Origin of the sequence: Variovorax robiniae (assembly GCF_037889955.1) — a bacterium.
Taxonomy (GTDB): Bacteria; Pseudomonadota; Gammaproteobacteria; order Burkholderiales; family Burkholderiaceae_C; genus Variovorax; species Variovorax robiniae.
In genome coordinates this window covers 272119-291763 of sequence record NZ_JBBKZS010000004.1, presented here as the reverse complement: position 1 = coordinate 291763, position 19645 = coordinate 272119, and the positions used below count along the sequence as shown (strand labels likewise).

The window sequence follows — 19645 nt, the reverse complement described above, 5'->3', positions numbered from 1 at the left end:
CCACACGACAGCACTGCCGGTTTCTACCATTTCCTCATGCAAGAACCGGCCCACGACCTCCTTATCCCGCACAAGGCCTCCCGGCCCTCTCCCGACGCGGCGCCCATCCTCAGCACAGCGCGACCGCACCGACGCGAGCCGATCATCCGCATCCCTGCGCTGGGACTGACCGTACGCGTGCGCTTCGGGTGCGAGCGCGACGGGCAGGAGGTCAGCGTCATCGAGACGACCCATGCGGCCGGCTTCGGGCCACCGCTGCATCGGCGTGCGGAAAGCGAGATCTTCGAGATCGTCGCCGGCCGCTTCCTGTTCGAGGTCGACGGCAGGCGCTTCGTCGCCCGGCGCGGCGATCTCGTGCGCGTCCCTGCCGGTGCGGCGCGTGCCTACGTCAACGTCACGGGCACGGGCGCGCGCCAGCAGATCACCATCCAGCCGGGCTTCGACGCCGCGAGCTTCTATGCGGAGCTGGCCGAGTTGCTCACGGCGGAAGCGCAATCGCTGGAAAGTCTTCGCCGATTTGGAAAACGCTGGGACATCGTGGTGCTCGGCGCGCCGCTCGATGCGGCCTTCGATGCCTTCGACGCCTGACTTCCGCGGCGAGGCGGACGCGCCCCCTTACTGGTAGAGCGAGCCCAGCAACTGGTCGAAGCGTTCGCCCGACGTCCTGTGGCCGGGCAATGCGGGCAACGCGTCCGGACGCTCCACTTCGCGCGGGCTGTAGCCGAATTGCGCCCGAAACGCCTTGCTGAAATGCGCGGAACTCTTGAAGCCATGGTCTTCCGCCAGCCGCGCAATGGATTGGCGCTCCGTGGTCTGGCTCAGGATCTGGTGCACACGGGCGAGGCGGCGTTCCTTGATGTACTGCGCCACGCCGCCGAAGGGTTCGAACAGGCGATAGAGCGTCGAACGCGAGATGCGCAACGCCGCGCACAACTGTTGCGCGCCGAACTCGCAATCCATCAATTCATCCTCGACGTGCTTTCGCGCCCGCCGCAGGATGCTGCCGTCGATGGCGACGCCGGTGGTCTGCGGATCGATGGCGGTGGGCGCGAGACTCGCGGCCACCAGGCCCACGGTGGCAGCCGCCAGCGAGGGCAGCTCTTCCGGCGCCGCCTCGGGCAGGCTCCTCAGCAGCGCGAACAGGTGGTCGGCGAGCAGGTGGGCGCAGGCACCGTCCGGCGAGAGGCCATGCAGGCGCATGGGCTGCGGCAGCGCCTGGTCGAGCTTGTCGCGCGGGACGTAGAGCACCGCGCTGTTGCAGGCCAGTTCGCTGGACTCGGGCAGGGCCATGTCGGAAATGACGAAACGGCCCGGTGTCAGCGAGACCTGCCGGCCCGCGGCGTCGCAGCGGAATACGCCATCGTGCAACAGGATGATGCGGTAGTGGTCGAGCTGGTCGGACTGGATGTTGCGCTCGCGGCGCATGCGCGTCTGCACCGGGCCGAAGCGAGCCGCACCCACCATGAGGTCGGCCATGCGCCACACCGAGACGTCGGCATGGAAGTCCGAAGCGGCCGCCTGGTCGGGCACCGACATTTCCCAGCTCTGCGAGAGCGAGCCGCGCCAGTAGTCCAGCGCTTCATGCGCCGCGATGGCGCTCGAATCGAAGCGCATGTGAGGCTGAGTGGGCGACTGCACGTGCGACATGATGAGGTTCCAGGATGCGATGGGTCGATTCTAGGAATCGGAGGACTGTTTGTCTCGACAGCGCGTCCCAGTTCTTGCTCCTCTGTCTCACGGGGTATGGGACGCAGGGACTGGTGGGCGCGCTACGTACGCATGGCGAGTGGCCATTCGTTGCATGGCTATTCAGTCTCGCAGGCCGCGAAGGAAATGACCGAACGCCTTCGGGTCCGAGCCGATCCCGGACGATGCCGGATTCGCGGTCCCGCGATCGCCACGCAGCACGTCGCTGGGGCTGCATCCGTACTGGTTGCGAAATTGGCGGCCGAAGATCGTCGGGTTGTTGAACCCCAACTCGGCAGAAAGCCGGACCAGATGGACCCTGGCGCTGGAGGACGTCAGCAACTCATGGGCACGGGCGAGTCGCCTTTCGGTAATGAACCCCTGGACGCCTCCGAGCGACGCGAACATTCGATACAGCGTCGCAGGCGAGATCTTGAAGAAGCCCGACAGTTGCGTCACCGACAAGCCGGGCTCCTTCACATGCAGGTCGATGTATCGACAGACCTGGCGCAGCAGCGTGCTTTCGATGATCGGCTTGGCGTGGTCGAGCGTCCGGGCCGACGGCGTGAGTGCGGCCGCAACAAGGTTGATGGTCGCGTCGCCCAGCGGGTTGATTTCCTGCGCGCTCAGGCTTGGCGCGACGCTCATCAGGCCTCGCATGTGCGAGGTGAGGAGTTGGGACACTCGGCCACCGAGAACGAAGCCATGCAGGTCGCACGCGCGGGGAAGCGCCTCGTCCAGCACCTCCCGCGGTATGAACAGCGCGACCGTCGCTCCAGCGCTCGATGCGAAGAGCTCCGGTCGCGACATGTCGGTCACGAGCACTTCGCCCGGCTTGACCACGCGCGCCACGCCATCTGCGTCGCTGTGCAAGGTTCCTTCGTTCAGCAAGGTCAGTCGATAGTGGTCGAGCTGGTCCTGGCGAATGATCCGGTGGGTGCGTTCCTGCGCACGCGGCGCGAAGCTGGCGTGGTTGAACAGGAACTTGTTGAATCGCAGGAAGGCGAAGTCGAAGTGGAACTGATCCGCGCGCAGTCCCTTGGGCAGCGATGCGCAGTAGGAGCTGCCCTGGCCGACGCGCCAGCGTTCGAATCGCTCCTTCGCCGGGAAGAGCGAAGAGCTTGTTTGTCCGAAAGGCACGCTGTCCTGGGGCATGGTGGGCGTCCGGCGCCTGGTTGATAGGCAAAGGCGAGGATTGAGACGAACAGGAAACTCGGGTCGGGGTTAAAAAAATATCGTCCAGGGCATGTCTCAACCCACCCCTCCACATGCCATGAAATCACATCGCTTCCACGGGCGCACCGTCCGCTTTCGTTTCACACAAACACGCCTTGCACGTCTCATGCAGATGGTCGTCGGCGCCTCTGCGGGCGGCCTGATCATGACGTCGGTGCATGCACAGGTCAACACGCCGCCACCCGGTTCGCAGTACGGCTCCTACATGCTGGGCACGCCCGGCGCTCCCGGCGAGGGCGGCGTCAATGGCGGGCGCGGCGGCGATGGTGGAATCCCGGCAGACGTGCTCAACACCTTCAAGGGTCCGAGCACCTACAACGGTACCGTGCTCGGCGTGGTGAGCGTTGGTGGCGATGGTGGTGCCGGTCTCACTGGCAGCGACTCAAGCAGCCCTGGCGGCAACGGTGGGGCGGGCGGCGCCGCGCAAGCGCAGTACCTGGGCAGTACCTCGACCGGCACTTCCGGCTCGCCCACCATTCTGATCAGCAGCACCGGTGGCAATGGTGGCGATCCAGGCGTCATGATCAATTCGCTAGGCACTCCCGGTGGCCCAGGTGACGGCGGCTCCGGCGGCAATGTCGAGTTCGACAGCTACGGTTCGCCCGGATCACAGATCATCGCGACCCAGGGATGGAACGGCACCAACGTTGGCGCAACGGCCGTGCAACTGAATTCCACGGGCGGCAAAGGCGGCGCACCCAGCGCCGGCGCGCAGTCGATCGGCGATGTCGACGGGGCGGCCGGCGGCAACGGCGGCATTGGCGGCAACATCACTGCCACGCTGGGGGCCACAACGATCCAGTCCCAGGGCTCAGGCCTGGTTGCCATCAGCCAGGGCGGGGCGGGCAACACTGGGACCCAAGGCGCAGGCGGCTTGGGGAAAGGGGCAGGCGGTGACGGCGGCGTCGGGGGCAACGGCGGCGCAGTCACGATGAACGTCCAGGATGGTCTGGTCATCGGTGCAGCAGGCGCTCCCAAGGCGGCCGCAGGTGCCCAGATACCCATCGACCAGAACGGCAACACGGCGCAGGCCGCTTCATTGGCTGCGGCTATCTTGCTGCAAAGCCTGGGTGGCGCCGGCGGCCAAGGCGGCTCAGGCACCGGCCTGGATGGAGTGGCGGGCGCCGGCGGCGCGGCAGGCCAGGCAGGCTTTGTCACGCTCAATCCGGCCAATGGATCGATGCAGGTGTCGACCACGGGTTTTTCTGCGCCTGGCGTGGTGCTGCAGGCGATCGGCGGTTCGGGCGGCAAGGGCGCCCAGGCCGGAGGTGCCTTCTCATCTCATCAGGGCAATGGGGCCGAGGGAGGCAACGGCGCGACCGTCTATGCGGCCTTCGCCGACAAGCCGGGCGGCAACGGCTTCATCGCTACGCAGGGAAACGACTCGGCCGCGGTCATCGCGCAAAGCATCGGCGGTGGCGGTGGCGCGGGTGGCAGCGCGCAGACGGGCTCGGCGGGCGTCACCTTCGCGATCGGCGGCAACGGCGAGAGCGGTGGTGACGGCGGATTCGTGGACCTTTACAACGGGCAGGCGGCCAGGAACGAGACCGGCTACGTCATCACGACCAAAGGTAACAACTCCAGCGCCTTGGTCGCGCAAAGCATCGGCGGCGGCGGTGGCTCGGGCGGCGCCGCCGGCTCCACCTCCATCGGCGTGCTGAACTATGTGGTGGGTGGCCGCGGAGGCGGTGGTGGCGAAGCAGGCGTGCCCGGGTCCAGCGGGCCGATCTGGGTCGACACCGAGAACAACGGCATCGTCTCGACCGCCGGCGATCATTCGAGAGGTCTGGCAGCGCAGGCCGTGGGCGGTGGTGGTGGCGAAGGCGGATCGGCCGTCTCGTTCACAGCGAGCGCGCAGCTGGACATCAACGTTTCTACGGGTGGTTCGGGTGGCGGCGGAGGCAATGGCGGCAATGTACGGGCCGTCAACAATCAACAGATCCTGACCTCGGGCGCGGATTCGTGGGGCCTGCTTGCGCAGAGCGTGGGCGGTGGCGGCGGCAATGGCGGCTCGAGCAAGGCCGACTCCTGGCTGCTCGTCCCACCGGGGCCCGTCCCCAACCTGAGCCTGGAAGTGAGCGTGGGCGGCAACGGGCAGAAGGGTGGCACGGGCGGCGACGTGACCGCCACCAACAGCGGCCTGATCATGACCAGCGGCGCGGCCGCTCACGGCATGCTGGCCCAGAGCATCGGTGGCGGCGGGGGCAACGGCGGTGACTCGTCGGGATTGAACGAAGCGGTGGGCACCGGTGAATCGCTGAACGTCTCCGTCAATGTCGGCGGGCAGGGCGGCACCGGCGGTAGCGCGGGCAGCATCACAGCGACCAATGCCGGCGGCGGCTTGATCTGGACCACCGGCGACAGCGCCCGCGGCATCTTCGCGCAGAGCGTGTCGGGCGGCGGCGGCACCGGCGGCACGGCCAAGACAGACAGCGACTTTTTGAAAAGGGCTGGCGCCGACAGCACCAACTACACCGTGACGCTAGGTGGCACCGGGGGCGGTGGCGGCGACGGCTCGTTGGTCAGCGTCACCAACAACGGCAATATCCTGACCCTGGGCAATACGGCTGACGCAGTCTTTGCGCAGTCGGTTGGCGGCGGCGGTGGGCTGGGCGGTCATGCGAGCACGCAGGGCTCGGGCGGGCAAAACAATGCCAAGCTCTCCATCGGCGGAGTCAGCGGCAGCCCCAGCGACGGCGGCAGCGTACAGGTCGCGAACAACGGCAACATCCTCACGCGCGGAGGCAACTCCTCCGGCATCTTCGCCCAGTCGGTGGGTGGGGGCGGCGGCAAGGCCGGCACGGCTACGCAAGGCGGCGATGCGCCGGCCACGATGAGCGTGCAAAGTTTCTTGGCAGACCCTTCGATGGCGGCGTATGTCACCACCTACGCGGATGGCACGATCGGCTGGGCGAACCGCGCCTGGGCCAACCTGGGCTTGGCTGACCTGCAGGAACTCGCTGCGCTCTACCACGCAGCCAATGCCAAAAACCCTTCGCCGGGCAACAGCGAGCCGGACACGCAAAGCGGATCGGACAACCTGAACCTGGGCAATGGAACCAAAGATCCAAATGCCCGGGCGCCCAATGGCGCTGGCGGGACGGTCGCGGTGAACAACAGTGGGCAGATCCAGACCAACGGGCCTCTGGCGGCGGGCATCTGGGCGCAGAGTGTCGGCGGCAGCGGTGGCGACGTCGGTGCCACTCACGTTGGCGCGACGGGGTCGGGCACGCTCGCCAGCCACAACACCACCGCAGGTGTGGGCGGGCAAGGCTTCAACGTTGGCGACGGCGGCGCGGTGACCGTCAGCCACACCAGTTCGATCTCGACCGCCGGCGATGCGAGCTACGGCATCCTGGCACAGAGCATTGCGGCGGGCGGCGGCCATGCGACCACCACCGACAGTGTCGACGCCAGCACCATCGGCACGCTCAAGATCGCGCTGGGCGGCGTCGGCAACGTGCGCGGCGATGGGCAAAGCGTGTCGGTGCAGGCCACCAACAACGGCAACGCAGTCATCAACACTCTGGGCAACGACGCCATCGGCATCTTCGCGCAGAGCATCGGAGGCGGTGGCGGTGCGATGGTGGTCATGCACTCGTCGGCCAGCGCCGATGGCTACGCGAGCGGCAGCACCAAGGGTTATGGAGATCCGAGCACCGCCGGCCTGAACACGGTCCTGACGATCGGCAGCGACTATGTGGGTCCCATGAATGATCCGACCGGCCTGCCGACGTGCCACGGCCAACTGGTGTCCTCGTGCGGCAATGGCTTTACCGTGGCAATCGCGGCAGACGCGATCTCAACCCAGGGTCGCAATGCGCACGCCATCCTCGCCCAAAGCATCGGCGGCAGCGGCGGCGCGTTGCTGGGTGCGACGCCGGATTCGGGCAACCCTTTTGTCAATTTCGCAACGACGCTGGGCAGCGCCAATGTAGTGTCGGCGACGGTCAACAAGTCCATTGCGACCACGGGACCTGGTGCTTACGGCGTGTTGGCGCAAAGCATCGGCGGCGGCGGCTTGCTGGCGGGAGACCTGTCGGCCGCGCGTCTGGATTCGGCCACCGCATTTCCGGCCTGGCAGGGCAACGAGGGCCCGACCTCCAGGTTCCTGGAAGGCAATGGAGGCCCGGTCACCGTCACCGTCGGTCCCAATGCGACCATCGACACCCAGGGCGCTTACGCCCACGCGATCTTTGCACAGAGCGTGGGTGGCGGCGGCGGCCTGGTGCAGACCACCGGCGGAACCCTGATGGGCTCCATGGGCGGCTCCGGCAACGCCGGCCCGATTTCAGTCGTCATCTCCCAAGGCGCCAAGGTCGAGGTCGACGGTCCCAATGCCATCGCCGTGTTCGTCAACTCCGAAGGGAGCGACGGCAAGAGCAATGTCAACGTGACCAACGCGGGCTGGATTCTCGGCTCCGGCGGCGCTTCGCCGGCGGTCGTGTTGAGCGGCAACGGCAACATCAACGGGAACGGCACGGTGGACAACTACGGCGACATCGAGGGTGAACCGGCGTCGGCCGTGGTGGCCCAAGGCACCTTGCTTGACGGAAGGCCGGCGTTTGCGGCGGTGAACAACCATCCGAGTGGCACGATCAATGGCGACCTGCAGCTGGGCAGCGGAGGCTGGCTCAACAATCAGGGGACGTGGGCGTACTTCGCCAACAGCACCGTCGGCACGGTCAACAATCTCAGCGGCGGTACGATGGATCTGGGGTCCAACCTGTCGGCCACAGGGCCGACCAGCACGATCAATGGCAACCTGGTCAGCGCCGGCAACCTCCTGACGACCGTCGACTTCACCGGCAAAGCCGCCAGCAATCTGAAGTTGAGCGGTTACGCCAGCCTCACGGGAGGACAGATCCAGGTGCAGGTGGCATCCAATGGCGGCTTGCAGCCCACGCCAGTCCAGGTGCTGGCCGCGAGCGACTACGTCACCATTGGATCGGGCGTCGCAGCGGTGAATGCGTTCAACTCGAGCGTGACCTACGCCATCTCGTCGACCAACGACACCTCCGGCGGCGGCGGAACTGTCAGTGTCACGCCCAGTACGCAGTTCGCCGCCATGGGGGCGCAACGCGGGTACTCGGCGAATCAGCAGAGCATGAGCGCGCATCTGGATTCCGGCTTCACCAACAACATCTCGCCTGCCATGGCCCGCGTCTACGGGCGCCTGGCCAACATGGACGATGCGCATGTGCAAGGCGCGATGGACTCGCTCGGCAATGAGGCGGTGCAGTCAGTGGGCGTGGCGCGCCTCACGGCCAGCCAGGACTTCGTCGAACGCATGAACAGCTGCCCGCAGTTCGGACCCGGCGGCCTGCAACTCGTCGAGCAGGACTGCCTGTGGTCCCGCGCCGTGGACAACCAGGCCCACCGCGACGGCAGCAACACCGCGATCGGTTACCAGACCAGCGCCAGCAAGTTCCAGGTCGGGGGCCAGAAGAGCGTGGGTGACGGCTGGTTCGTCGGCGGCTCCATCGGCTACGACAACACCAGCTTGACCGCCCCGCAGACCAGCGTGAAAGGCACCGGCTGGACCGCGGCCCTGATCGCCAAGAAGCAAGTGGGCGACTGGCTGTTCTCGGGCACCATCGATGCGGGCTCGGGCTCGTATGACACGACGCGGCAGGTGCTTCTGGGCGACGTGCCGGAGACCGCCACGGCCTCCTTCGATGCGGAGCACATCGGCCTGCATGCTCGCGTGGCGCGCCAGATCGGCATGGACGGCTGGTACCTCAAGCCCTACGTCGACGTGCACGCGGTGCACCTGCGCACGGGTGCCTACACCGAGACCGGTGCGAACGAACTCAACCTGCAGGTGAACGCCTCGAACGGAACGGCCGTCACGGTCACGCCGATGCTGGAAGCCGGCAGCCTGTTCGATCTGGGTGGCGACATGCAGTTGCGCACCTATGTGAGCGGTGGCGTGGCCTGGTCGAACCAGAACGCCTGGTCCGCCAACTCGAGCCTGCAAGGGTCGGTGCCGCAAGCGGGCCAGATCAGCACGACATCCGAGCTGCCCGACGAGCGCTTCAAGCTCAACGTGGGCGCGGACCTGATCGCGAAGAAGAATCTGGACATCCGGCTGGAATACACCGGCGAGTTCGCACACGGCTTCCGCTCGAACGGCGCGATGCTGAAAGCGGCCTACGCGTTCTGAACCCACTCCAAGGATTGACCGTCCGATGAATACGCCATCCAGAATCGTTGACGCCCACGTTCACTTGTACGACCACAAGCAGAACCGCCACACCTTCCTCGATCAGGTCGATCCCGGCTATGAGGCTTTCGTGGGCAATTACGATGCCTTGCCGCGACGCTACCTGCTGGCCGATTACCTGGCTGACACCCAAGGCTATCGGGTCGACGCCATCGTGTGGCATGAGTTCCTGTCCGATGACCCATGGAGCGAGGCGGCCTGGGCGCAGGAGCTCGCCGGACGAGGAGGCGTGCGCCACGCGTTGGTTGCGATGGTGGACTTCCTGGACCCCGACCTGGAGCGGAAGCTGGATCAATACGAAACCCTGCCCCATCTCACTGCCGTCCGCGAGCATCTGGTCTGGGACGAATCGAATCCCCTGAAGCGCTTTGCGAAGCGGCCTGATCTGCTGCGAGACCCGGCCTGGCAAAAGCAGTTGCACTTGCTCGACCGCCGCCGTTTCAAGTGCGGGCTCGAAGTCTTCGCGCACCAGTTGCCGGACCTGATTCACGTGATCCGCCGGCATCCGGAGATCGGATTCACTGTCGCCGTGATGGGCTGGCCAATGGACCTTTCCGCAGCGGGCTTCAGCCGCTGGCAACGCAGCCTTGCCGACCTGGCGGCTTGCGACAACATCCGCATGGGCATCTCCGCACTGGAGTGCATCTTCGGGATGAAGTGGTCGGCCGACGACGCGGCCGGATGGGTGCATGCCGCGATCGATACCATCGGCCCGTCGCGCTGCATGTTCGGCAGTCATTTGCCGATCGCCCGCCTTTCAACGGAATTTGGCGACCTCTTTCAACGCCATTCGGCATTCGTCAGCAGATATTCCGCGGAGGAGATCGACGGCATGTTCCACGGCGTGGCGGATGGCTGGTTCAGGCCGGCCTGACTGCCATGCAGGTCCTGCCGATGGCCCGATCGTTCAGGCCGACTTCGCAGTCAGCGACTCGTTCCGGCCCTCGAAATGCGACATCGCGTGCTGGGCGGCTTCCTCGAACGACCCCACCACCAGCTCGCCCGCATGCTCCGATCGGATCACGGGGCCGCCGGGTGCCTCCGGAAAAAGCAGCGACATCACCGGCAACTGCGGCAGCCGACGATGGATCTCGCTCATGACCGCATGCCGCCTCTCCGCGTGTTGCAGCGGCAGCACGCTCACCACGCACATCATCGACAGGCTTTCGGCCGTGGCGCCGGGCGGCGGGCCATCGACGACCTCCTCGATCAGCACGTGGCGCGCATCGATGCGCAGGTCGCGCAGGATGCGCACCAGCAGTTCGGTGGCCAGGTCGTCGCCGATCGACCCCATGCCCAGGCACAGCACCACCGTGCCCGCGGGCGCCGTCAGTGAACCTTGCCATTTGCCGGTCGCTTCCACTCGGTGATCGCGCAGCAGGCGTCCCGCGCTGATGTCGTCGAGGACCGTGGCCCGGGCGTACCGGCGGCGCTGGCTGCGTGTCGCGCCGCCGAGGGCGTCGACCACGGCGACGATCGCGCCGCGCACCTTGTGCTGCTGTTCGGGGGAAATGGCGCCGACGCCAAGGTCCTGCCGCGCCAGGTACATGGCGCGCAGCAGCACCAGGTCGCAGTAGGCCGCGAAAGGCCGGCGCTTCAGGAACACGCGGGCCGCCGCGATGATTTCATCGGCGTCGCCCGAGAGCGCACGCTGGTAAAAGCGTTGCGGCAACGTCAGCGCCTGCGTGTCGCCCAGCAGCACATCGAGGAAGCCGAGTGCCTTCACGTGGCGCCCCGCCACCACCAGGCACAACGTGAGCGGCGTCGACACGATGAGGCCGACCGGGCCCCACAGCCAGCTCCAGAAGATGGCCGAGACCACGACCGACAGCGGCGACAGGCCTGTCGTGTGGCCGTACAACTGCGGCTCGATCAACTGCGAGACCACCACCTCGACCAGCACGAAGATGCCCAGCGTCAGCAGCACCAGCGTCCAGCCCGGGTCCACCGCGGCGGCCAGCAGCCCCGCGGAGAGTGCGGCAGCGACAACGCCCACATAGGGCACGAAGCGCAGCACGGCGGTGAGAACCGCCCACAGGCCCGCATGCGGCAGCCCAACCAGCGCGAGGCCGGCCCACAACACGAGGCCGACGCCGAAGTTCACGGCGAACTGGGAGACGAAGAAGCGCGACAGCCGCTCGCCCGCATCGTTGATCGCCGTGGTGGTGGAGCGCAGGTCGGCACCGCCTGCGAGGCGGATGAAGCGGTCGCGCAGCGACTCGTGTTCGAGCAGCGCAAACAGCAGCACGACCAGCACGATGCCCGCGGTTTGCAGCGGCGCCCACGTGGAGGACGCAACCTGCGTCAGTCTTTCCAAGGCGCCAGGTCGCGGCGTGCGCACTTCGACCGGCACGGCACGACCCGGCACAGATGCAGCCGCAGCGGAAAGCTCGGGCGCTTCCGCAGTCGCCTCGCCGAGATGGTCAGTGACCTTGCGCGCCGCACCTTCGATCGCCTCGACCCGGTCGAGGGTCAAGCCGCGCAAGGACTGCGCCTTGAGGCGGATGGTCGACTCGTATTGCGGCAAGCTCTGCGCGATCTGGACCATCTGCACGCCGATCACGCTCAGCATGCCGACCAGCAGCACCGCCAGCCCCGCGGCTGTGGTGAGCACGGCAATCACCTGGCCAAGGCCGACCTGGCGCAACAACCGGACGATGGGCGCGACGGCGAGGCTCAGGATCAGCGCCAGGGTGATCGGCACCAGCACCTCGCGGCCGAAGTACAGGAGGGCGAGCACGGCCGTCCCCGCAAGGATCGCCAGCGCGACCTCGCGCCGCACGGAGGCCGGTGGGGGCTGGGGATCCGGCGGCTGGCCGTCGTTCACAGCTTCCCGCGCCGCGACGTCGGCGTCTCGCGCACGGTGGGCATGTCGCGGTCCAGGTCCACCAGCATGCCGGGCACGGTGGGCAGGCGCTCGGCATGGATCACGGTGTATTGCTGGTCTTCCGTCTCGAAGCGGATTTCGAATGTCCCGATCCGGACCTCATCGCCGTGGGCCAGCACCTGCCGGTCGATGCGCACGCCGTTCACGAAGGTGCCGTTGCTGCTGCCGAGATCCTCGATCGTGACGAAGGCAGGCTCGACCGTGATGCGTGCGTGCTTGCGGCTCGCGCTCGACGAGTCGATGACGACGTCGTTCGTCGCATCGCGGCCCAGCACATTGGCGTGCGGCTTCAGCAGGACTTCACGGGTTTCCGACTGCGCATCGCGCATGATCAACTTGGGCATGGAACAGGGGTCTCGAGCCATGCAGGACGCTGCATGACGGTGGTGTTGAGGGGCTGCCCCGCGGACGAGGATCGTTGCAGGATTCTGCGGGATGTGCTGCGGGCCATCAAGCGCGCGCCCGAGCTTTGCCGGCGTCGCTCACAACGACGCATCGGGTTGCCGTACCGGTGAGCGCGGGGTTTCGAGAACTTTACTGAGTGCGCCCTGCCCGCGCGCTCGACGAGCCTCGCACGACCAGTTGCCCGGGCAGCAGGATCTGCCGGGGAGGCGCTTCCTCGCCGTGCAGCCGATCGATCAGGCAGGTGGCCGCGGTGCGTCCGATCGCATCGGTGGGTTGCGCGATGGCACTCAGTCCCGGCGCGATCAGCGACGCCCACTCGGGATCGTCAAAACCCAGAAAGCCCAGGTCGGCCCCGAAGGCCCAATGGCACTTCGCGGCCATGCTCGCGATACGCAAGGTGACGACGGCATTGCCGGAAATGACCGCGGCGCGGCGACCATCCTTCGCGGCCTTCGCGCGGAGGATGAGCGCACGCATCGCGTCTTCCAGCAAACTTTCACTTTCTTCCGAATGCTCGAACACCTGGCCCGCCACGCGCGTCGCATGCGATGAGACGTACTTGCTGAACGCGGTCGCACGTTCACGCCGGCTACTCACCCCCTTCTTCGGCTCGGTGACGTACATGAGTTCCCGGTAGCCGTTCCCGACCAGGTGCTCGCAGGCGGCCACCATCGCGTCCGCGCTGTCGAGCGCCACGAAATCGGCTGTCATGCCGGCGTGTCGCCGGTCCACCAGCACGGCAGGCTTGCCATTGCGCGCGAGCGCCTCCATGACCCCGGCGCCGCGGCCCAGCGTGTTCAGGATGAAGCCGTCGACCTGGTAGCCCGCCAGCGCATCGATGGCCTCGCGTTCGCGTCCGATCGCATTGCCCAGGTTGAACAGCATGACCAGGTAGCCCGCTTCCTGGCACGCCTTTTCCGCGCCTCTCAGCACCGCCACGGAATAGGGATTGGTGATGTCCGCCACGATCAGGCCGATCAAGCGCGATCGGCCACGGCTCAATGCCTGTGCCATCGGACTCGGCGCGTAATCGAGTTCCTCGATGGCCTTCTTGACGCGCGCCGCGATGTCGGGCGTCAGCAACTGCTCGTGATTGAAATACCGCGAGACCGTGGCCTTGGACACGCCGGCCGACGCGGCGACGGCTGCGATGGTGGGGCGTCGAATGGGCAGCCTGTCGTTCATCGATCCGGAGCCTAGAACCCGCCCTGGCGCAACTCTTCGCGCGTCGGCAGGCCTTCGGTATCGCCGAGCACCTGCACCGCGCGGGCGCCGATCCAGGCGCCACGGCGCACCGCATCTTGCACGCTGCGGCCTTCCAGCAAGGCGCTCACCACGCCGGCGGCAAAGCCGTCGCCCGCCCCCACGGTGTCGATCACTTCCTTGACCGGGAAGCCATCCACATGCCCGGTGCCGGCCGTTTCGTCGTCGTAGTACGCGCCGTCCTTGCCGAGCTTCACGACGACCAGCTTGGCACCGCGCTGGCGATAGAAGCGCGCGATGCCTTCGGGCGTGCTTTCGCCGGTGAGCAGCAGGCCTTCCTCGATGCCGGGCAGCACCCAGTCCGCGCGCGCGGCGAGGTAGTTGATCCAGTGGCGCATGACCTCGGTCGACGCCCACAGCGTGGGCCGCAAATTGGTGTCGAAGGAGATCGTGCGGCCCGCGGCGCGCATCACGTCCATCGACTTGATCGCGGCTTGCAGGCTCGTTTCCGAGATGGCCGGGAACACGCCCGTCGCATGCAGGTGCCGGGCCGAACGCAGCCAGTCCTCGTCGACATCGGCCGGGCCCATCTGGCTCGCGGCCGAACCCTTGCGGTGGTATTCCACCGGCGGGTCGCTGCCATCGGTCACGCGGCCCTTGAACTGGAAGCCGGTGCGCTGGCTCGCGTCGCAGATCACGTGCGAGCAATCGATGCCTTCGGACTTCATGCTGGCGATGAGCGAGCGGCCCATCGAGTCGGTGCCGAGGCGGCTGGCCCAGCCGACCTTGAGGCCCAGGCGCGAAAGGCCGATCGCCACGTTGGTCTCTGCGCCGGCCGTGCGCTTGTGGAAGCCGGTGGCGTTCTCGATCGGTCCGGGCTTGTCTGCCACGAGCAGCAGCATGGCCTCGCCGAAAAGTGCCACGTCGAATGCGGTGTCGCTCATCTGGATCAATGGGCCTGGTGTGAACTGAGGATCTGGCCGAGGAATTGGCGAAGTTTCTCATGCTTCGGAGCGCCGAAGAACTCCTGCGGCGGGCCCTGCTCCACGATGCGTCCGTCGGCCATGAAGATCACGCGGTCGGCAACGCTGCGTGCGAAACCCATCTCGTGCGTCACGCACAGCATGGTCATGCCGTCTTCGGCCAGGCTGATCATGGTGTCGAGCACTTCCTTGACCATCTCGGGGTCGAGCGCGGAGGTGGGCTCGTCGAACAGCATGATCTTCGGGCTCATGCACAGGGCGCGCGCGATCGCCACGCGTTGCTGCTGGCCGCCCGAGAGCTGGCTCGGGAACTTGTTGGCCTGCTCGGGAATGCGCACGCGCTTCAAGTACTTCATCGCGATGTCCTCGGCCTGCTCCTTCGACATGCCGCGCGAGCGCATCGGCGCCAGCGTGCAGTTCTGCAGGATGGTGAGGTGCGGGAACAGGTTGAACTGCTGGAACACCATGCCGACCTCGGCGCGCACCGCGTCGACGTTCTTGCCGCCGGCCGTGAGGTCGATGCCGTCGACCACGATCTTGCCCTGCTGCACGACTTCGAGCCGGTTGATGCAGCGGATGAGCGTCGACTTGCCCGAGCCCGAGGGGCCGCAGACGACGATGCGTTCGCCCGCGCGCACCGACAGGTCGATACCCGTCAGCACCTGGAACTGGCCGTAGAACTTGTTCACGCCTTCGAGCCGGATGATGGGCTCGCCCAGTGCGTGGTCGGGCAGGTGCACGTTGACTTCTTCCATGACGTTCTCCATGACGTTCCTCACGAGTTGGGCATGGCCGGGAAGTCGGTCCCGAGCCACTTCTGATAGAGCTTGTTGAGTTCCCCGTTGCCCTTGTTGCGGGCGACGAAATCGTCCAGGGCCTTCTTGAGTTCGGTCTGAGCCGGGCGCATCGCAATGCCCATCACCTGCTGGCGCAACACGAGCTTCTGCTCGAAGGTGTTGGCCGGCGCGCGCTTGGCGATCTGCGCGGCCACGCTGGTGGAGCAACCGATGGCATCCACCTGGCCGGACATCAGCGCCTGCATGGCCGAGGCGTCGTCGTCGAAGCGGCGGATCTCGGTGCCCTCCGGCGCGACGGCTGCGAGCGCGATGTCCTGCGTGCTGGCACGGGCAACGCCGATGCGCTTGCCCTTGAGGTCGGCCGGCGACTTGATGTCGGCCTTCTGTGCGCCGTAGAGCACGATCGAAGCGGCCGCATAAGGCGCCGAGAAGTCGACCTGCTTGGCACGCTCGGGCGTGACGGCCAGCGAGGCCACCAGCACGTCGACCTTGTTGGTCAGCAGGAAGGGAATGCGATTGGGGCCCGTCACCGGCACGAGGTTCACCTTGACGCCGAGATCCTTTGCCAGGAGCCTGGCGACGTCGGCGTCATAGCCGTCGGGCTGGTTCTGCGCATTGGTCGTGCCATACGGCGGAAAGTCCACCAGCATGCCGACGGTGATCTCGCCCTTCTTCTTGAGGTCGGCCACGCTCTGCGCCCAGGCGAAGGGCGCGAGCACGGTCAGCGCGGCGGCGGTGAGGCCGATGGCCGCGGTGCGGCGGCTCATCAGGCGGGTCTTCTGATTCATGTGGATGTCTCCTGGGGTTGTGCGGGGTGAAGGGTCAGCGAGCGAGCGCGACGGCGCGCCTGCGCTCCATGTGCGCAGCCAGCAGCGAGAGCGGCCAGCAGATGAGGAAGTACAGGGCCGCGACGGTGCCGAACACCTCCACCGGCTGGAAGGTCGCGTTGTTGATGATCTGGCCGGCCCGCGTGATCTCGGTGAAGCCGATGATGGCGGCGAGCGAGGTGCCCTTGATGATCTGCACCACGTAGCCCACGGTCGGCGCCAGCGCGATCTTGAAGGCCTGGGGCAGCACCACGTCACGCATGCGGGCGGTGTAGTCGAGGTTGAGCGCCTGGGCCGCTTCGGTCTGGCCGCGCGGGATGGACTGGATGCACCCGCGCCAGATCTCGCCGAGGAAGGCCGCGCTGTTGAGGATCAGCGCCACGCCCGCGGCAACCCACGGATTGACCTCGATGCCGATCACCGGCGCGCCGAAGAAGATCAGGAAGAGTTGCAGCAGCAGCGGCGTGCCCTGGAAGATCTGGATGAAGCCGGTGGAGAGCACCTGGGCTGTCCGGCTCTCGGAGGTGCGCGCCAGGGCGATCACCAGGCCGAGGATCGCGCCGCCGATGAAGGCGATCAGTGAGAGCGCCAAGGTCCACTTGGCCGCTTCGATGATGAAAAGGAGTTCGGGGTAGCCGAAGGTACGCATGGTGTTTGTCTCCGCTTGGGCGTTGGGTGGCAGGTGCCGGCTCAGCGACGGTCGGGATAGTTGAGCGCGTTGTTGTAGATGGCCTTGAACAAGGCCGAGAAGCTCAGCGCCAGCGCCAGGTAGATGCCCGCCACGACGATGTAGATCTCGAAGCTGCGGAAGGTCTGCGATTGCAGGTTGGCCGCCACCGAAGTCAGGTCATCCGCGGAGATCACCGACACCACCGCCGAACTCAGCATCAGCAGGATGAACTGGCTGGTGAGCGCGGGGTAGATCGCCTTCAGCGCGGGCTTGATGATGATGAAGCGGAAGATCTCCCAGCCCTTGAGGTTGAGCGCCCTGCCCGCTTCGATCTGCCCCCGTGGAATCGATTCGATGCCGGCGCGGACGATCTCCGCGGCATAGGCACCCAGGTTGACCACCATCGCCGTCAACGCGGCCGTGTAGGGCGACCAGCGCAGGCCGATGGACGGCAGGGCAAAGAAGAAGAAGAACAGTTGCACCAGGAAAGGCGTGTTGCGGATCACCTCGATGTAGGCGTTCACGATGAAGCGCAACCAGGCTGGGCCCGAGGTCTTGCCCCAGGCACAGAACACCGCCACCACCAGGCCCAGCAGCGTGGCGACCAGCGAGAGCTGGACCGTGATCCAGGTGCCCTTGAGCAGCAGTGGCCAGGCGGCCAGAACGGCGTCGAACTGAAACTGATAGTTCACTTGAAGTGTCTCCGTGTCCGGTGATTTCGATGCGATGGTTGATTGTATGAAACCGGTTTCAGAACAGCACTAGGGATTTCCCTTGGCGCGTCCAATGCACTTCAAATCAGTGGAAGAAATGCCTGTTCGTGGGCACCCGCGGAACCGGCTTCGCCGGGCCGCTGGGTGCGCCCCCTTGAGGGGGAGGCGCCGCAGGCGCTTCGGGGGTGGTTTTATTTCAAACGGGTGATTGCTGCGTGCGCGCGATCTCGTCGAGGAGCGCGGCGCTCATCACGTCAAAGGGCGCCGGCTTGCCCGTGTAGAGCTCGACCTGGCCGCAGAACTGGTGCAGCAGCATGCGGGTGCCGTTCACGGCACGACAGCCTGCGGCCTGCGCGTCACGGATGAGCTTCGTCTCGACGGGGATGAACGCGGCATCCATGACGAAGAGATGCGCCGCCAGTTGGCCGGGCTCGAGCGGGCTGACATCGGGCGCGCGATAACCGGCGGCGGTGGCATTGACGACACCATCGAAATCCGCGGCATTGAACGCCGACGGCGCACCCGCAAAGTCGATCCCGAACTCGCGTGCAAAGGCTTCGCCGCGCTCCGCCGTCCGATTGAACAGCGTGACCTTCGCACCGGCCCGTCGCATGCCCCAGGCGATGGCGCGCGCCGCACCGCCTGCACCCAGCAACGCGACACGCCGCCCATCGAGCGGGCTGGCCTCCTCGATGGCACGCACCGCCCCGATGCAATCGGTGTTGTAGCCCGTCAGGAAGCCGTCCTTGTTGAGGATGGTGTTGACGGCCCCGATCTCGCGGGCCGTCTCGTCCAGTGCGTCCAGGTGGGGGATCACCGCTTGCTTGTGCGGCATCGTCACGTTCAGTCCGCGGATGCCAAGCGTGCGCATCGCCTGCACGCCGCCTGCGGCATCGTGGATGCCGAAGCAGACGAAGGTGTAGTCCACGCCCAACTCGCGGTACGCGGCGTTGTGGACCTTGACGTTGAAGGTGAAGGGCGTGCCCGCGAGCGAGCCGCACAGCGTGGGGATGGAACTTGGCATGGTGCTACACCTTGGAGAGATCGAACGTGGCGACCGGCTTCTCGCCGGCCAGGACCTTCAGGAGATTGTCGGTGGCGAGTTCAGCCATGGCGCGGCGCGTCTCGTGCGTGGCGGAGCCGATGTGCGGCAGCGGCGTCACCTTGGGATGCGTGCGCAACCGCGAATCCTGCGGCAAGGGCTCGACCGCGAACACGTCGAGGCCCGCCGCGCGCAGGTGGCCGCTGTCGAGCGCGTCGAGCAATGCCGTCTCCTGCACGATTGCACCGCGCGAGCCGTTGACGAAGATGGCGCCCTTCTTCATCCGCGCAAAGGCGCGGGCATCCATCAGCCCGCGGGTTTCCTCTGCGAGCGGCAGCGTCAGGGCCACGATGTCGGCACGCGCCAGCACGTCCTCAAAGGGCAACCGCGAAGCGCGGCCCGCCAGCTCCTGCGGCACCGGCACATCGAAGGGATCGTGGAACAGCACCGGCATGCCGAAGCCCAGCGCCGCACGTCGCGCCACCGCCTGCCCGATGCGCCCGAAGCCGAGCACGCCGAGCGTCTTGCCATGCACGTCCCAACCGAACAAGTCTTCGCCGATGTTGCGCGTCCACTGGCCTTCCCGCACCAGCGCGGAGAGTTCGACCAACCGCCGCGAGGTTGCCATGACCAGCGCGAAGACTGTGTCGGCGGTGGTCTCGGTCAGGACGCCCGGGGTATGGCACAGCACGATCCCGCGCTGCTTCAATGAGGCCAGGTCGTAGTTGTCGATGCCGACCGAGATGCTGGAGATGACTTCCAGCGCAGGAGCCAGCGCCAGGTCGTCGGCACCCAGCTTGAAGCTCGATCCGATCAGGCCTTGCACGTCATGCAAGGCGGCACGAAATTGCGGCAGCTCTTCGGGTCGGCGCGGGTCTGCAACAGTCACATCATGCTGCGCGCGAATGCGCTCCAGCAGATCCTCCGGCAGCTTTCGGAACACCACGACTTTCTTTCGCGATCCACTCAT

15 protein-coding genes are annotated in these 19645 nt (G+C 66.5%); 3 read left to right on the top strand and 12 right to left on the bottom strand.

Annotated elements, in window-relative coordinates:
* Positions 1–36 precede the first annotated feature (36 nt).
* Entirely contained in the window at positions 37–588 is a 552-nt protein-coding gene (locus WKW79_RS12340) for a cupin domain-containing protein (RefSeq protein ID WP_340335442.1), read from the top strand.
* A 27-nt stretch (positions 589–615) separates the two neighbouring features.
* Here the strand turns inward: WKW79_RS12340 and WKW79_RS12335 are convergent, their stop codons facing one another.
* Together WKW79_RS12335 and WKW79_RS12330 are read right to left on the bottom strand one after the other, a co-directional pair.
* Complete coding sequence (locus WKW79_RS12335) at positions 616–1647, bottom strand: helix-turn-helix domain-containing protein (RefSeq protein WP_340335441.1); 1032 nt, start codon at positions 1645–1647, stop codon at positions 616–618.
* A 162-nt stretch (positions 1648–1809) separates the two neighbouring features.
* A complete protein-coding gene (locus WKW79_RS12330; RefSeq protein WP_340335440.1) occupies positions 1810–2841 on the bottom strand; it encodes a helix-turn-helix domain-containing protein in 1032 nt (343 codons plus the stop codon).
* A 187-nt stretch (positions 2842–3028) separates the two neighbouring features.
* On the opposite strand from WKW79_RS12330, the gene WKW79_RS12325 reads away from it, so the two are divergent.
* Together WKW79_RS12325 and WKW79_RS12320 are read left to right on the top strand one after the other, a co-directional pair.
* Positions 3029–9088, top strand: coding sequence for a hypothetical protein (locus WKW79_RS12325; RefSeq protein ID WP_340335439.1), 6060 nt, complete (start codon positions 3029–3031; stop codon positions 9086–9088).
* Between the two features lie 25 nt (positions 9089–9113).
* Complete coding sequence (locus tag WKW79_RS12320; protein WP_340335438.1) at positions 9114–10022, top strand: amidohydrolase family protein; 909 nt, start codon at positions 9114–9116, stop codon at positions 10020–10022.
* Between the two features lie 33 nt (positions 10023–10055).
* On the opposite strand, the gene WKW79_RS12315 is transcribed toward WKW79_RS12320, so the two are convergent.
* From WKW79_RS12315 to WKW79_RS12270, 10 genes are all read right to left on the bottom strand, one after another.
* On the bottom strand, positions 10056–11975 hold the full coding sequence (locus WKW79_RS12315) for an AI-2E family transporter (protein WP_340335437.1): 1920 nt from the start codon (positions 11973–11975) through the stop codon (positions 10056–10058).
* A complete protein-coding gene (locus WKW79_RS12310; RefSeq protein WP_340335436.1) occupies positions 11972–12379 on the bottom strand; it encodes an FHA domain-containing protein in 408 nt (135 codons plus the stop codon). The genes WKW79_RS12315 and WKW79_RS12310 overlap by 4 nt, the downstream gene beginning before the upstream one ends.
* 190 nt (positions 12380–12569) lie before the next feature.
* Positions 12570–13625, bottom strand: a complete 1056-nt coding sequence (locus WKW79_RS12305; protein WP_340335435.1) for a LacI family DNA-binding transcriptional regulator — start codon at positions 13623–13625, stop codon at positions 12570–12572.
* A gap of 11 nt (positions 13626–13636) precedes the next feature.
* Entirely contained in the window at positions 13637–14587 is a 951-nt protein-coding gene (locus tag WKW79_RS12300) for a sugar kinase (protein WP_340335434.1), read from the bottom strand.
* 5 nt (positions 14588–14592) lie between these two features.
* Positions 14593–15381 (bottom strand): amino acid ABC transporter ATP-binding protein, encoded by a 789-nt coding sequence (locus tag WKW79_RS12295; protein ID WP_340335433.1) that lies wholly within the window; start codon positions 15379–15381, stop codon positions 14593–14595.
* A 20-nt stretch (positions 15382–15401) separates the two neighbouring features.
* Positions 15402–16211 (bottom strand): transporter substrate-binding domain-containing protein, encoded by an 810-nt coding sequence (locus WKW79_RS12290; RefSeq protein ID WP_340335432.1) that lies wholly within the window; start codon positions 16209–16211, stop codon positions 15402–15404.
* Between the two features lie 34 nt (positions 16212–16245).
* Complete coding sequence (locus tag WKW79_RS12285) at positions 16246–16899, bottom strand: amino acid ABC transporter permease (protein WP_340335431.1); 654 nt, start codon at positions 16897–16899, stop codon at positions 16246–16248.
* Positions 16900–16940: 41 nt separating this feature from the next.
* The gene (locus WKW79_RS12280; protein ID WP_340335430.1) at positions 16941–17612 is read right to left on the bottom strand and encodes an amino acid ABC transporter permease; all 672 of its coding nucleotides are present in this window, start codon (positions 17610–17612) and stop codon (positions 16941–16943) included.
* A gap of 217 nt (positions 17613–17829) precedes the next feature.
* Positions 17830–18657, bottom strand: a complete 828-nt coding sequence (locus WKW79_RS12275) for a shikimate dehydrogenase family protein (RefSeq protein WP_340335429.1) — start codon at positions 18655–18657, stop codon at positions 17830–17832.
* 4 nt (positions 18658–18661) lie between these two features.
* Positions 18662–19645, bottom strand: coding sequence for a 2-hydroxyacid dehydrogenase (locus tag WKW79_RS12270; RefSeq protein ID WP_340335428.1), 984 nt, complete (start codon positions 19643–19645; stop codon positions 18662–18664).

What these genes read in the sequence shown, in the direction of transcription:
- WKW79_RS12300 (WP_340335434.1), bottom strand. Translation starts at nt 14,587, where the DNA reads ATGAGCGACACCGCATTCGACGTGGCACTTTTCGGCGAGGCCATGCTG.
- WKW79_RS12270 (WP_340335428.1), bottom strand. Translation starts at nt 19,645, where the DNA reads ATGAGTGGATCGCGAAAGAAAGTCGTGGTGTTCCGAAAGCTGCCGGAG.
- WKW79_RS12295 (WP_340335433.1), bottom strand. Translation starts at nt 15,381, where the DNA reads ATGGAAGAAGTCAACGTGCACCTGCCCGACCACGCACTGGGCGAGCCC.
- WKW79_RS12320 (WP_340335438.1), top strand. Translation starts at nt 9,114, where the DNA reads ATGAATACGCCATCCAGAATCGTTGACGCCCACGTTCACTTGTACGAC.
- WKW79_RS12275 (WP_340335429.1), bottom strand. Translation starts at nt 18,657, where the DNA reads ATGCCAAGTTCCATCCCCACGCTGTGCGGCTCGCTCGCGGGCACGCCC.
- WKW79_RS12335 (WP_340335441.1), bottom strand. Translation starts at nt 1,647, where the DNA reads ATGTCGCACGTGCAGTCGCCCACTCAGCCTCACATGCGCTTCGATTCG.
- WKW79_RS12285 (WP_340335431.1), bottom strand. Translation starts at nt 16,899, where the DNA reads ATGCGTACCTTCGGCTACCCCGAACTCCTTTTCATCATCGAAGCGGCC.
- WKW79_RS12290 (WP_340335432.1), bottom strand. Translation starts at nt 16,211, where the DNA reads ATGAATCAGAAGACCCGCCTGATGAGCCGCCGCACCGCGGCCATCGGC.
- WKW79_RS12305 (WP_340335435.1), bottom strand. Translation starts at nt 13,625, where the DNA reads ATGAACGACAGGCTGCCCATTCGACGCCCCACCATCGCAGCCGTCGCC.
- WKW79_RS12340 (WP_340335442.1), top strand. Translation starts at nt 37, where the DNA reads ATGCAAGAACCGGCCCACGACCTCCTTATCCCGCACAAGGCCTCCCGG.
- WKW79_RS12325 (WP_340335439.1), top strand. Translation starts at nt 3,029, where the DNA reads ATGCAGATGGTCGTCGGCGCCTCTGCGGGCGGCCTGATCATGACGTCG.
- WKW79_RS12330 (WP_340335440.1), bottom strand. Translation starts at nt 2,841, where the DNA reads ATGCCCCAGGACAGCGTGCCTTTCGGACAAACAAGCTCTTCGCTCTTC.
- WKW79_RS12310 (WP_340335436.1), bottom strand. Translation starts at nt 12,379, where the DNA reads ATGCCCAAGTTGATCATGCGCGATGCGCAGTCGGAAACCCGTGAAGTC.